Here is a 13,526-nt window from a genome sequence, read left to right as displayed (position 1 = left end):
CGTGCTTCACGCGTGGACCGAGCCGGCCAGGGCGACGATGAGCGGCCCCAGGAGGGGCAGCACCACGTTCGAGATGGCATACGTAATCGTGTAGCCCAGCAAGGGCGTGGAATTGCCGGCCGCGTTCTGCACGGCGGACAGGGCCGGCGTGCTACATTGCTGGCCGGCAATGGCACCCAGCAGCACGGGCGCTTCCAGCTTGAGGAAAAAGTGGCCCACCAGCAGCGACAGCGAGGCGGGGATGACGGCGATCAGTACGCCCATCAGCGGCAGCGACAGGCCGTACTGGCGGATCAGGTCGATCGCCTGCGGCCCCGACGCCAGGCCCACGCAGGCGATGAAGGTGGCCAGGCCGATATCCTTCATCATGTCGAGCGCGCTGGGGTGGATGCCCGGCATGCCCGGCTTTCTCGCCTGGTACCAGCCGAACACGAGGCCCGTCAGCAAGGCGCCGCCGCCCGTGCCCAGCGAAAACGGGATGCCGCCCAGCTTGGCACTGAAGCCGCCGATGACCACGCCGAGCACGATGCCGATGCTGGCGTAGACGATATTGCTGCGGTCCCCGGTGGGCACGCGCTTGCCGATGGCGGCCAGCGCCGTGTTCAGCTCGCGCCCTTGCGTCGTGCCGTACAGGCGCAGCACGTCGTCGCGCTGCAATGCCAGATCGGGCAGCGGCGGCATGCTGTGCTCGCCACGAAGGACGGACGCCACGTGCACGCCGGAGGGCAAGGCCAGCTGGCGCAGCGGCTGGCCGACCAGTGCGGCTTGCTGCAGCACCACTTCGACGGCGGAAACCGCCATGTTCAAGCCCGTCGTGTCGGCAAATTCCTCGCCCAGGATGGCTTCGGCCGCCACCAGCGCGGGACGGTGGCCGATCACCAGCACCTCGTCGTTGTTGCGCAGGCGCAGCGCGGGTTCCAAGGGCAATACCTTGCCATGCCGGCGCACGCGCGTGATGCTGGCGCGGCCCGCGAAAATATGCTGCAAGGCGTCGAGACGGCGTCCCGCGCCACGGCTGATGCGATAGGCGCGGCCCACCATGTCCGGCGCGGCCTGCGCACCGTCGCCACCGGTCTGCGCGCCACCCATCTGCGTCCACAATTTATCGGCTTCCTCGCGCAGGTTGACGCGCAACAGGAGCGGGAAAATCTGGCTGGTGACGATGACGATGGCGATCAGGCCGAAAATGTACGTGATGGAATACGCGGTGACGACGTTGGCCTGCAGCTCGGCGATGCGGGCGGCCGGCAGCGCCAGTTTCGAGATGGCGTCCGTGGCCGTACCGACGACGGCCGATTCCGTCGCCGCGCCCGCCATCATGCCGGCCGCCGTGCCCTGGTCCAGGCCCAGGAAACGCGTGGCCAGCAGCACCAGCGCCAGCACCACCACCACTTCGATCAGGCACAGCAAACCCAGGCGCAAACCCTTGGCATTGAGGTTGGCAAAGAACTGGGGACCGCCCGCATAGCCGAGGGCAAAGATGAACAGCATGAAAAAGACGTTCTTGACGCTGGCGTCCAGGGTGATGCCCAGCTGGCCGATCAGCAGCGCGGCGATCAGGGTGCCGCACACGCCGCCCAGCTGGATGGGGCCGAAGCGTATCTGCCCTACCGCATAGCCCAACGCCAGCGCCAGGAACAGGGCCAGTTCCGGCACCTGGTGCAATACCGACGTGATCGACTCGAGCATGGGCAAACCTTCGAAAAGATAACGGATGGTTACAAGGGAACAGCGCGTTCGGCGGCTGGCGGCGGCTGGCTGTTGAACGGGCGTACGGATCCCGCACGACACCTGCGGTAAACGCTTGTGCTGGGAAAGGTTTGCAAAGTGTTGCAACGTGGAATTATGTTCGGTGAAAATTTAATAAGTGTCAACAGGTGTTCTGTTGAACTCGCTTTGCGTTTCGTCAAACATCGTGCGCACGATTGAAGCAGCTGTTTGACACTGATCAATAAAACTATTAGTAATTTTTTGGACGATACCAAAGTGCCTTGCGCGCCAACGGCGTCTCTTCCGGCAAGTCCGGATTGGCCAGTTCCAGCACATGGCGCCGGGACAGTTGCAAGCCATCGGCGAGGCGGCCGAAATGGCGCTGGAACAGCCGCGCGAAGCTGCCGTCGGCCAGCATGGATTCCAGTCCCGTTTCAATGTGACGCGCCAGTTCCGGCCGGTGCTTGCCGACAAAAAAGTACAGTGCGGCCGGGTAGCGGATGACCAGGTGGGTGTCCAGCGCCAGCGGCAATTGCGCGTGGCTGGCCAGCTCGCTTTGTGCCTCGATCACGGAACGGGGAAAGTAGTCGATGCGCCCCGCCGCCAGTTGCTGGAACAGGCCTTCATAAGTGCTCGAGGTATCGAGGCGCAAGCCGTTCGCCTGCAGGATGACGGAGTCGGGCCAGTCGCGCATCTGGCCGGCCGACAGCCGCGCCAGCGCGGCGATGCTGCGCACATCGCGCAGCAACTGCGGCTGGCGCGCGTGGATCAGGGCCACTCGCCAGCCGATCAGGCCGCGGTCGATGGGGATGCGTACCGGCAGCAACTGCGTTTCGCGCGCGCGGCTCGTCATCGTCCAGACGACATCGACGCTGCCCGACCCCATGGCGATTTCCTGCATGGCGCGCGTCTGCACCATGCGCAATTCGGAGCGGCGCAAGACATAGGCCTGGCCCGAACGGGCCAGCGCCTGTCGCAGCAAGGCCGTCACGTAACCTTGCTGCGGATCATCGAACGCCTGGTGGCGCGGATACACGAGCGGCAGCGGCGACGAGGTGCCGGCGGCCGCCACGCCGAACGGCCACAGGGCGGCAAGCTTGAGCAGGGGGCGGCGCTGCATGGGCCCTCCTTTCCAGCGCTTTCCAGCGTTCTTATCAGAATGACAGTATCGCGCAGCAGAGCGCGCTTGTCGACTGGAATACGGTAACTGTGTACAAAACAACAGCACTATCAGGCTGGCCAGCAGGGGTCGGAATTAATCCAGATCAATAAAACCGCAAATAGAAAATAAATCTTGCGTGCTGCTCTGGACGGCATGCGCGCCCCTCGCCTACGCTGTTTTTTTATCTGAAAAACAAGAGGAACCCATGCAGACAGCACGCTTGAATATCATCGGAATGGATCACGAAGGCTGCGCCGACAGGCTGACGGGCGCGCTCGAAGCCGTCACGGGCGTGGCCACCGTCTGCGTCTCGCTGGCGCGCCACGGCGCCACCGTGCAATTCGACGAAAAGCTGGCCACGCAGGAACGCCTGCTGGCCGCCGTCAACGACGCCGGCTTCATGGGCGAAGCGACGGATGAAGTACAGCTGGCCTCGTGCAGCGGCGCCTGCGGCCACTGCCGCCTTTGAACGCCACTGAACGCCGCCAGCTTTGCGCCTACCCTCCCCGCGCGCCCCGGTCGCGCAGATGCGCCAGCACGCGGCGCGGTCCCAGCGCCTGCAGGTCGAACGGCGGCAGCTCGATGGCGTCGAGCGTATTCTTGAACAGCAAGCCCAGTTCCGTATCGCCTTCCAGGCTCAAACGGCGGCTGAAGAATAGCGTGTCCGGATCTTCCTGGCGCCGCGCCAGCAGCATCAAGTCATGCACGCTGGCGGCGATGCACAGGTCCGGCACGTCCACATAGCGCTCGGCCACGAACACCGTGCCCTGCCACTCGAAATCGAAGGCGATGCCCGCGTCCAGCAGACGCAAGCGCAGGCTGCGCCCTTCCAGGCTGCAGCGCACGTCGTCGGGCAATTGCGGCGCCAGCAGGCGGTTCAAGCCCTGCACGAACAGCCAGGAGGCGGGATACGGCGGCAGCTTGGACAGCAGTTCGGCCAGCGGTTCGGGCAGCCGGTACGACATGGCCGGCTTGCTCATGGGGGGCTTGGCCGGGACGGGCAATCTTTCCAGTTGATCTTGCATGTATTTCCTTTCGATGCGTTCAATGGGCGGCGTGCTGTTCCATGCCGGGCTGGCCGTGCCAGTAGCCGTCGCAGGCGCCGGCCGGCTGGCAGGCCGCCAGCTGCGCCTGCGCGCCGATGCCGCTGACCTGGCCGCGGCGGGCGCGGTCGAAGATGGCGATGACTTGTTCCGTATGCATGGATTGCGGGCTGATGCGCGCCACCGACACGCCCATGTCGCGCATGGCGTCGAGTTCGCGCACCAGGTTGTAGACGAGGGCCGACTGCGTCTGCGTGCCGTTGAGCACGAGGAACGGCACTTCGTCGCGCGTGCGCAGCAGCAGGCCGTCCGGCTCTTCCAGGCAGCTGTAGCCGCAATCATCCTTCGGCAGGTTGCGGTTGCGCGCCGTGAAGCAGCGCGCGGAAAACGCCAGCGGCATGCGGCCATAGGCGAAGACTTCCGTCTCCAGCCCTTCCGGTTTCTGGCGCTGCATCTCGGCCAGCGCCGTCTGCCCCATTTCCAGCGGCATCACCCAGCGCCGCGCACCCAGGCGTGCCAGCAGTTGCAGGCTGGGGCCATTGAACAGGTTCAGATGGGGACCGGCAACGAAGGACGCGCCCTTTTCCATGCAGTGCACGGCGCCCATGTCATTGGCCTCGACGCCGTAGCGGCCATTGCCCGTGATGCGGCGCAGGGTCGCCAGTTCCGCGCCCGCCTCGATCAGCGCCTGCGTCGACAGCACCACTTCCTTGCCGGCGGCGGCCAGCATGTCGGCGATATCGAGCCAGTCGGCCAGGCGCAGCTCATGCCGGCGCGAGCAGACGGTTTCGCCCAGGTAGACGATATCGACGGCGGTCGCCGCGATCCGCTGGTAAAACTCGAAGACGGTGGCGCGCGGCCAGTAGTACAGCAAGGGGCCCAAAGAGAGTTTTAACATGTCTGTTCCATTATTTTTTAAGTTGCAAAACCGTAGCGAGCGGTTCGCGGCGAGGCCGAGAAGCGCAGCTGTGCTAGAGCACAGCGAGCATCGCAGGCCACGCCCCGGGACGCGCAGTAGGTTTTGCTATTTCCAAGATCTATGGTAGGCACCCAAAGTGTGCTGCTGGCCCTCGGCCAGCTTGTCCATGGACGCCATCCAGGCCGGCTTGACGGCGTAGCGCGCATTGCCTTCACGGCAGGCGTCGATCGCTTCGCGCCACACGCGCGTGACCTGCGCCACGTAGGCGGGGCTGCGCTGGCGTCCTTCGATCTTCACGGCGCGCACGCCCATGGCGATCAGCTGCGGCAGCAGCGCCAGCGTGTTCAGGCTGGCCGGCTCCTCGATCGCGTAATACTCTTCGTCGTTGACTTCGAAACGCCCCTTGCACAGGGTGGGATAGCTGGCGTTTTCGCCCGGTGCGTAGCGGTCGATCAGCACGCCGTTCAGGCGCGATTCGAGGCCGTTCGGCGTTTCCAGCCAGCGCACGGATTTCGCCGGCGAGCACACGCCGTGCGTGTTCGGCGCCTCGCCCGTCGCGTACGACGACAGCGCGCAGCGCCCTTCGACCATCACGCACAGGCTGCCGAAGCCGAAGACTTCGATCTCGACTTCCGTCTTGCTGATCAATTGCTCGACCTGCGCCATCGACAGCACGCGCGGCAGCACGGCGCGGGCGATGCCGAAGTGTTCATGGTAAAAATTGATGGCTTCATAGTTGGTGGCCGAACCCTGCACGGACAGGTGCAGCCGCAGCTGCGGGTGGTGCTGGGCCGCGTAGGCCATCAGGCCCGGATCGGCGACGATCATGGCGTCGATGCCGGCCTGCGCGGCGCGGTCGATGGCGCTGCGCCACACGGCCCAGTTGTGCGGCTGCGGATAGGTATTCAGCGCCAGCAGCACCTTGCGTCCATATTGATGGGCGTAGCGCACGCCCTCGGCGATGGCCTTCTCGTCGAAATTGAGGCCGGCGAAATTGCGCGCATTGGTGGCGTCGCGAAAACCCAGGTAGACGGTGTCGGCACCGTTGTCGATGGCCGCTTTCAGGGCAGGCAGGCTGCCGGCGGGGCAGACCAGTTCCAGCGGTCCGGCCACGCGGGTGGCGGTGGTTGATTCAAGCATCATGATGTTCACAGTCCTGTATCGGCTCAGGGTGCAGACTATAGCCCCGCCCCCGCCGCCCAGTCCTTGACGCAGGTGAAGGAATGCATGCATGGCTGGCGCGCGTTCAACTTGCTTGACCTGGCTGTAAAATGCCCCACTTTTCTCCCTCACCGATTGCCCGCCATGCCCCGCAAACCGCTGCTGATTTTTTTGCTCACCCTGTTCCTCACCGTGCTGCAGGTGCAGTGGGCCGCCCCCGCCGACGGCCATGTCGAAGAAACGCTCTCCGTGCTGTCGCCCGAAGTGCTGGGCGCGTATCCGGGCGTGCTGCTGCTGTTCCTGCAGGCCGTCTTCGCGCGCCGCGCCATGCCCGTGCTGCGCCAGGCCGCCATCTGCACGGGCCTGCTGGCCGTCTACTGGCTGCTGGCCAACTACGTCACGTTCGACGCGCGCGTGGCCAGCTGGAGCACCTTCTCGGCGCGGGAAATCTGGGCGCACGTGCTGCCCGCCTCCGTCATCAGCATCGCCGTCTGCGGCGCCGCTTACCTTGGCCTGAGCGGCTTCCTCCTGCGCCAGGGCGGCGCGAAAAAGTAAACAGCGGCCGCTTTTTTCACCTGCATCAAGGATTCCTCACGCAACTGCACGCGCCCTTTGACGCCACTATATTTAGTAATTAATCTCCATAAAAACACCGCATGTTGTGTTTATTGGAGGTTTCATGACGACAAATGCAGTTTCCCCAACACGCGGCCAGGTCGACGTCGCTGCGTCCATCAATGAATACCTGGACCGGCGCGACTGGCGTGTCAACGCCAACGCCAACCAGGGTTACTCGCTGGGCGGCCTGATACTCAATGTATCGGGCAAGGTCATCGCCAACTACTGGCTGGACCAGGTGTATCCGCCCGAAGTGGGCGCGGCGCACCGCGAAGCGGCGCTGCATATCCACGACCTCGACATGCTGGCCGGCTATTGCGCCGGCTGGTCGCTGCGCACCTTGCTGCACGAAGGCTTGAATGGCGTGCCGGGCAAGATCGAATCGGGCCCGCCCAAGCACATGTCGAGCGCCATCGGCCAGATCGTCAATTTCCTCGGCACCCTGCAAAACGAGTGGGCCGGCGCGCAGGCGTTCAGCTCCTTCGACACCTACATGGCGCCCTACATCCGCAAGGACAGCCTGCGCTACGAAGACGTGCGCCAGTACATGCAGGAACTGATCTTCAACCTCAACGTCCCATCGCGCTGGGGCACACAGACGCCGTTCACCAACCTGACTTTCGACTGGGTCTGCCCGGACGACCTGCGCGAACAGATTCCCGTCATCGCCGGCCAGGAAATGGACTTCAGCTATGGCGATCTGCAGGCGGAAATGGACATGATCAACCGCGCCTACATCGAGATCATGATGGCGGGCGACGCCAAGGGACGCGTATTTACCTTCCCCATCCCCACCTACAACATCACCGAGGATTTCGACTGGCACAGCGAGAACGCGGAGCGCCTGTTCGAAATGACGGCCCGCTACGGCCTGCCCTACTTCCAGAATTTCATCAATTCGGAACTCAAGCCGAACATGATACGTTCCATGTGCTGCCGATTGCAGCTGGACTTGCGCGAACTGCTCAAACGGGGCAATGGCCTGTTCGGTTCCGCCGAGCAGACGGGTTCCCTGGGCGTAGTCACCATCAACTGCGCGCGCCTGGGCCACTTGTGGCGCGGCGACGAGCCAGCCTTGATGGCCGACCTGGACCGCCTGCTGGAGCTGGGCAAGACCAGCCTGGAAATCAAGCGCCGCACCATCGAGGAACTGATGCAGCAAGGTCTGTTCCCGTACACGAAACGCTATCTGGGCACCTTGCGCAATCACTTTTCCACCCTGGGCGTGAACGGCATCAACGAGATGATCCGCAATTTCAGCGGCGACGCTGACGACATCACGACACAGGAAGGCCATGCGCTGGCCGTGCGCCTGCTCGACCACGTGCGTGCGCGCATGCTGCAATTCCAGGAAGAGACGGGCCATATGTACAACCTGGAAGCGACGCCGGCCGAAGGCACGACCTACCGCTTCGCCCGCGAAGACCGCAAGCGCTATCCCGCCATCCTGCAGGCCGGCACCGTCGACAATCCGTATTACACGAACTCGTCGCAACTGCCCGTCGGCCATACGGACGATCCGTTCGAGGCACTGGAATTGCAGGATACGCTGCAGCGCAAGTACACGGGCGGCACGGTGCTGCACCTGTACATGACGGAAGCGCTGTCGGACGCCAACGCCTGCCGCGAACTGGTGAAGCGCGCGCTGAGCCGTTTCTCGCTGCCCTACATCACCGTCACGCCCACGTTTTCCATCTGCCCGCGCCACGGCTACCTGGCCGGCAAACATGAATTCTGTCCCACCTGCGACGCGGAACTGATCGCCCGCAAGCAGTCCGATCTCGCTCACCCACTCAAGGAAACGCCATGAACGCACGTCCCGACTTCACTCCCGCCATCACCCTGCTCGACACGGAACGCCAGCGCTGCGAAATCTGGACGCGCGTGATGGGCTACCACCGCCCCGTCGCCTCGTTCAACATCGGCAAGCAGGGCGAATTCCACGAGCGCCAGTATTTTACGGAAGCGAGCGCCCGCGTGGGCCAGCCCGCCTGCCATGGCGGCTGAACTGAAAGTGGGCGGCCTGACGCCCTTTTCCGCCACCGACTACCCGGGCAAGCTGGCGGCCGTGGTGTTCGTGCAGGGCTGCCCCTGGCGTTGCGGCTATTGCCACAATCCGCATTTGCAGGCGCGCACGCCGGAAGGCGCCATGCCCTGGCAGGACGTCCTGACCTGGCTGCGCCGCCGAACGGGCCTGGTCGACGCCGTCGTCTTCAGCGGCGGCGAAGCGTGCATGGACCCGGCGCTGGCGCGCGCCATGCGGGACGTGAGGGAGCTGGGTTTCGGCGTCGGCCTGCACACGGCCTGCATCTATCCGCAGCGCCTGCAGGAAGTGCTGCCGCTGGTCGACTGGGTCGGTTTCGACATCAAGGCGCCGTTTGCCGACTATCGTCATGTGACCCGCGTGGCCGGCAGCGGCGACCCGGCGCGCGCCTGCCTGGACGCCATCCTCGCCAGCGGCGTCGCCTACGAGTGCCGCACCACCGCCCACCCGGACCTGCTGCCGGACGAGCAGCTGCTGGCCCTGGCCGCCACCCTGGCCGCCAAGGGCGTCGACAACTACGTCCTGCAGCAATTCCGCGCCGAAGGCTGCGCGGATGCGGCGCTGTCCGGCCGCCCCATGCACGGCTATCCATCGGCGCCTGTTCTGGCGCAAATCGGCGCCATGTTTCCCCGTTTTACATTCCGTAACCATGGCAATTGATCCTGCAAGCACATAATTTTGGAAAGCGCCCCAAAATTCCCCGTTCTGCAACGCTGAAATGTCTTGCGTGCTGTAATGTATCAACTGTGCCGCACACCACGCGCAGCCCTTTAGATTCCTCCTACAGCATTACAGATAAGCGTCATCCATGAACGATTTCACCGCAGTCAGTCCAGGCATCCCTTCCACCCACGCCGACATCCTGTACGGCCCGCCGCGACCGGATCTGCTGCGCGAGGAAGTACTGGCCGACCTGCTGGAAGCGACGGCGCGCCGCTGTCCGCAGCAAATCGCCCTGATCGACGGCGCGCGCCGCATCACGTATGCGCAGCTCGATGCGCAGGCGGGATTGGCCGCGTCACGCCTGGTGGCGGCCGGCGTCAAGCCCGGCGACATCGTGGGCCTGTGGCTGCCGCGCGGCGCCCCTCTGCTGCTGATGCAGGCGGCCATCGCCAAGGCGGGCGCCGCCTGGCTGCCCGTCGATGAAGATACGCCCGTCGAGCGCCTGCAGGTGTGCCTCGATGACGCGAATGGCTTTGGTGTCGTCAGCTGCGCGCAGTTCGCGCCGCGCCTGGAAGAAGCAGGACTCGGCCGCCCCGTGTGGACGGCGGAAAGCCTGCTGGCCCCCGCCGCGTCGGGCGAAGTGCTGCCAGCGCGCGCCACCGTGCTGCCCGAACACCCGGCCTACGTGATCTACACGTCCGGCTCCACGGGCAAGCCGAAGGGCATATTGATCAATCAGCGCAGCATCTGCCACTTCCTGCGCAGCGAAAACGCCGTGCTGGAAGTAACGCAGTCCGACACCGTCTACCAGGGCTTTTCCGTCGCCTTCGACATGTCGTTCGAGGAAATCTGGATCGCCTACCTGGTGGGCGCCACCCTGTGGCTGGGGCCCAAGGAGATTTCGGGCGACCCGGAAGCGCTGCCGCGCGCGCTGGCCGACCAGCAGGTCACCGTTCTGCACGCCGTGCCGACCTTGCTGGCCCTGTTCGCCGAGGAAGTACCGAGCCTGCGCCTGATCAACCTTGGCGGCGAGATGTGCCCGGAGTCGCTCGTCGAGCGTTGGTCGCGTCCGGGCCGCGCCATGTTCAACACCTATGGCCCCACGGAAGCGACCGTCTCGTGCAGCCTGGCGCGCCTGCGGCCCGGCGAACCGGTGACCATCGGCACGCCGCTGCCCAACTACGGCTTGCTGGTGCTGCAAGTGGCCGAGCCGGGAGAAAACCGTCCCTTGACTTTGCTGGCGCGCGGCGAGACGGGCGAGCTGTGCATCATCGGCCCCGGCCTGGCCGAGGGCTACCTGGGCCGGCCCGACCTGACGGTGGAAAAATTCCTGCCCAATCCCTGGAGCACGGGCCCCGACGACGCGCGCCTGTACCGCACGGGCGACCTGGCCCGCATCGATCCTGATGGCCAGGTGCTGTGCCTGGGCCGCGCCGACGACCAGGTCAAGATACGCGGCTTCCGCGTGGAACTGGGCGAGATCGAAGCCGTGCTGGCGCAGCAACCGGGCGTGGGCACGGTGGCCGTCCTGCTGCGCAAGGATGACGGCATCGACCAGCTGGTGGCCTACATCGTCGGCAGCGACGATGCGCCGGCCGACGCCCTGGCCGCGAAAACCCTGCGCGCGGCATTGAACCTGCACTTGCCGCCGTATATGGTGCCGGGCCGTTTTGAATTGCTACCGCTGATGCCGCGCCTCACTTCCGGAAAAATCGACAGGAAGGCGCTGAAGGCCATGCCCCTGTCAGCGCCGCCGCCTGGGGAAGCGGGTGAATCGGACGTGCCGGAAACGCCGGCCGAAGCGGCCCTGTTCGCGGCGCTGGCCAAGCTGTTCCCGGGCCAGGCGATTGTGCGCCAGCTGGATTTTTTCAGCGACCTCGGTGGCCATTCCTTCCTGGCCGCCCGCCTGGCGTCGGCCCTGCGCGCCGATCCGGCCTACGCCCACATGACGGTGCGCGACATTTACCAGAACCGGCAGATCGGCAAGATCGCCGCCGTGCTGAACGAGGCGCCCGCGCTGGCCACGCCGGAAGCTGACTGGACGCCGCCGTCCACCCTGAAACGCTGGATCTGCGGCGCGGCGCAGGCGGCGGCCGTGCCTGGCCTCGTCACCCTGCGCATGGCGCAGTGGATGGCGCCGTTCTTCACCTACCACTTCTTCACGGGCGACACGGGCGATACCGTGCCGCGCGCCATCGCCGCCTCGATCGGCGTCTTCCTGCTGGCGACCCTGGCCGAATTTGCCATCGCGATTGCCGGCAAGTGGCTGATCGCCGGACGTTTGAAGCCGGGCAGCTATCCGCTGTGGGGCGTCACCTACTACCGCTGGTGGCTGGCCGACCGTCTGGTCGAATCGGCGCCCGCCTACCTGCTCAGCGGCTCGTCCCTGAATAGCTGGTGGTTGCGCGCGCTGGGCGCGAAAGTGGGCAAGGAAGTCGTCATCGGTTCGATGACCCTGCGCGCGCCCGACCTGCTGTCCATCGGCGACAACGTCAGCGTGGGCAATGCCGTCAACTTTGAAAACGCCCGGGTCGAACGGGGCCGTTTGCTGCTGGGCCGGATCAGCATCGGCGACGATGCCTGCATCAGCTCTTACGCCATCATGGAAGGCAATACCACGGTGGGCGCCTTCGGTCACCTGGAAGGACAATCGGCGCTGGCCGATGGCGCGGCGGTGCCGGCCGGGCGCGTGTACACGGGCTCTCCCGCGCGCGACGCAGGCGCCTTCGACCCAGCCAGCCACCCGCCGCGGCCCGCCGTCTCGCGCCTGCGCCTGACCGGGGAAACCCTGTTCTTCTGCTTCGGCATGGTCTTGATCGCCGTGCTGTTCTTCATGCCCGTCTTCCCCAGCTTCGTGCTGATCGACTGGTTCGACGAACGCGAAATGATGCCGTGGCTGCAGGGACGCGACGTGACGACCCAGCTGGCCCGCTACTTCCTGCTGGCCTTCCCCGCCAGCGCCGTGCTGATCGTGCTGACAGCCCTGCTGTCGGCCGCCATCCGCTGGGGCGCGCTGCCCCGATTGAAGCCGGGCAGCTCGCCCGTGCACAGCAATATCTATTGCGCCAAATGGCTGGTCAGCCATATCCAGGAATCGAGCTTGAACGTCCTGCACGGCATCTACGCCACCGTGTACGCGCCCTACTGGTACCGCCTGCTGGGCGCCAAGGTGGGCAAGGGCGCCGAGATTTCCACGGCCCTGGGCGTCGTGCCCGACATGCTGACCCTGGGCGACGACACCTTCATCGCCGACGCCGTCATGCTGGGCGACGAGCAGATCGACGGCGGCTGGATGACCATGCGCCCCACCGTCGTCTCGCACCGCAGCTTCGTCGGCAACGGCAGCTATATCCCGGACGGCACCGTGCTGCCCGAACACGTGCTGATCGGCGTGCACACGCATGCGCCGCGCAATGAACAGATGCACAGCGGCGACACCTGGCTCGGTTCCCCGCCCATGCATTTGCCCGCGCGCGAACAGGTCAGCGGCTTTGCCGAGCACCTGACCTTCAAGCCGTCGCTGCTGCGCCGCCTGGGCCGCAGCCTGATCGAAGCGTTCCGCATCGTCGCGCCGCACGCCGTGGTGATCGCCGTCGGCTATACCCTGGTGCTGGACGTGATGCCGATCGCGGGCGCCGGACGCTGGGGCGAAGTGGTGGGCGACCTGGCCATCGCCGGCCTGGCCTACGGCATCGGCAATTTTTTAGTGGTCGTGCTGTTCAAGTGGCTGCTGCTGGGACGCTACCGCAAGCACGCGGCGCCCATGTGGACGCCGTTCGTGTGGATTTCGGAAGGCGTGACCAATCTGTACGAAGGCATCGCCGTGCCCAACTTCATGCGCTATTTGCGCGGCACGCCGTGGCTGCCGCTGGCTTTCCGCCTGCTGGGCTGCAAGATCGGCCGCGGCGTCTACATGGACACGACGGACATCACGGAATTCGACTGCGTGCACATCGGCGACTACAGCGAATTGAACGCCCTCACCTGCCCGCAAACGCATCTGTTCGAAGACCGCGTGATGAAGATCGACCACGTGGACATCGGCCAGCGCGTCTACATGGGCCCGCGCAGCTCCGTGCTGTACAGCGCCAAGGTGGGCGACAATGCGCGCCTGGGTCCCCTGACCCTGGTGATGAAGGGCGAGCACATCCCCGCCGGCAGCAACTGGGCGGGCTGCCCGGCCGCGCCTTTGCGCAGCTGATCGCA

11 protein-coding genes are annotated in these 13,526 nt (G+C 65.3%); 6 read left to right on the top strand and 5 right to left on the bottom strand.

The features are described from left to right. Window positions 1–6: 6 nt before the first annotated feature. On the bottom strand, window positions 7–1,689 hold the full coding sequence (aspT, locus tag CLU90_RS01040) for an aspartate-alanine antiporter (protein WP_092712638.1): 1,683 nt from the start codon (window positions 1,687–1,689) through the stop codon (window positions 7–9). Window positions 1,690–1,960: 271 nt separating this feature from the next. Then, complete coding sequence (locus CLU90_RS01035) at window positions 1,961–2,830, bottom strand: substrate-binding periplasmic protein (protein ID WP_100426954.1); 870 nt, start codon at window positions 2,828–2,830, stop codon at window positions 1,961–1,963. A 247-nt stretch (window positions 2,831–3,077) separates the two neighbouring features. Between CLU90_RS01035 and CLU90_RS01030 the strand changes: the two genes are divergently transcribed. Next, entirely contained in the window at window positions 3,078–3,341 is a 264-nt protein-coding gene (locus CLU90_RS01030; RefSeq protein ID WP_100426953.1) for a heavy-metal-associated domain-containing protein, read from the top strand. A gap of 28 nt (window positions 3,342–3,369) precedes the next feature. On the opposite strand, the gene ubiT is transcribed toward CLU90_RS01030, so the two are convergent. The 3 genes from ubiT to ubiU form a co-directional block, all read right to left on the bottom strand. Beyond that, window positions 3,370–3,897, bottom strand: coding sequence for a ubiquinone anaerobic biosynthesis accessory factor UbiT (ubiT, locus tag CLU90_RS01025; RefSeq protein ID WP_092712632.1), 528 nt, complete (start codon window positions 3,895–3,897; stop codon window positions 3,370–3,372). Between the two features lie 19 nt (window positions 3,898–3,916). Beyond that, a complete protein-coding gene (ubiV, locus tag CLU90_RS01020; protein WP_092712630.1) occupies window positions 3,917–4,813 on the bottom strand; it encodes a ubiquinone anaerobic biosynthesis protein UbiV in 897 nt (298 codons plus the stop codon). Window positions 4,814–4,939: 126 nt separating this feature from the next. Beyond that, the gene (gene ubiU, locus CLU90_RS01015) at window positions 4,940–5,977 is read right to left on the bottom strand and encodes a ubiquinone anaerobic biosynthesis protein UbiU (protein ID WP_442906649.1); all 1,038 of its coding nucleotides are present in this window, start codon (window positions 5,975–5,977) and stop codon (window positions 4,940–4,942) included. 162 nt (window positions 5,978–6,139) lie between these two features. Between ubiU and CLU90_RS01010 the strand changes: the two genes are divergently transcribed. The 5 genes from CLU90_RS01010 (at window position 6,140) to CLU90_RS00990 (ending at window position 13,521) form a co-directional block, all read left to right on the top strand. Beyond that, window positions 6,140–6,550: a hypothetical protein gene (locus CLU90_RS01010; RefSeq protein ID WP_100426952.1), complete on the top strand. Its 411-nt coding sequence runs from the start codon at window positions 6,140–6,142 to the stop codon at window positions 6,548–6,550. 124 nt (window positions 6,551–6,674) lie between these two features. Then, a complete protein-coding gene (locus CLU90_RS01005; RefSeq protein WP_100426951.1) occupies window positions 6,675–8,423 on the top strand; it encodes a ribonucleoside triphosphate reductase in 1,749 nt (582 codons plus the stop codon). Then, on the top strand, window positions 8,420–8,620 hold the full coding sequence (gene nrdD / locus CLU90_RS30065; protein WP_092712624.1) for an anaerobic ribonucleoside-triphosphate reductase: 201 nt from the start codon (window positions 8,420–8,422) through the stop codon (window positions 8,618–8,620). Before CLU90_RS01005 ends, nrdD begins: the two co-directional genes overlap by 4 nt. Then, window positions 8,610–9,317, top strand: coding sequence for an anaerobic ribonucleoside-triphosphate reductase activating protein (locus tag CLU90_RS00995; protein ID WP_100426950.1), 708 nt, complete (start codon window positions 8,610–8,612; stop codon window positions 9,315–9,317). The genes nrdD and CLU90_RS00995 overlap by 11 nt, the downstream gene beginning before the upstream one ends. Before the next feature lie 148 nt (window positions 9,318–9,465). Further along, the gene (locus CLU90_RS00990; RefSeq protein WP_100426949.1) at window positions 9,466–13,521 is read left to right on the top strand and encodes a Pls/PosA family non-ribosomal peptide synthetase; all 4,056 of its coding nucleotides are present in this window, start codon (window positions 9,466–9,468) and stop codon (window positions 13,519–13,521) included. Window positions 13,522–13,526: the final 5 nt, after the last annotated feature.

Origin of the sequence: Janthinobacterium sp. 67 (genome assembly GCF_002797895.1) — a bacterium.
Taxonomy (GTDB): domain Bacteria; phylum Pseudomonadota; class Gammaproteobacteria; order Burkholderiales; family Burkholderiaceae_D; genus Janthinobacterium.
This window is presented reverse-complemented; position numbering and strand designations above follow the sequence as displayed.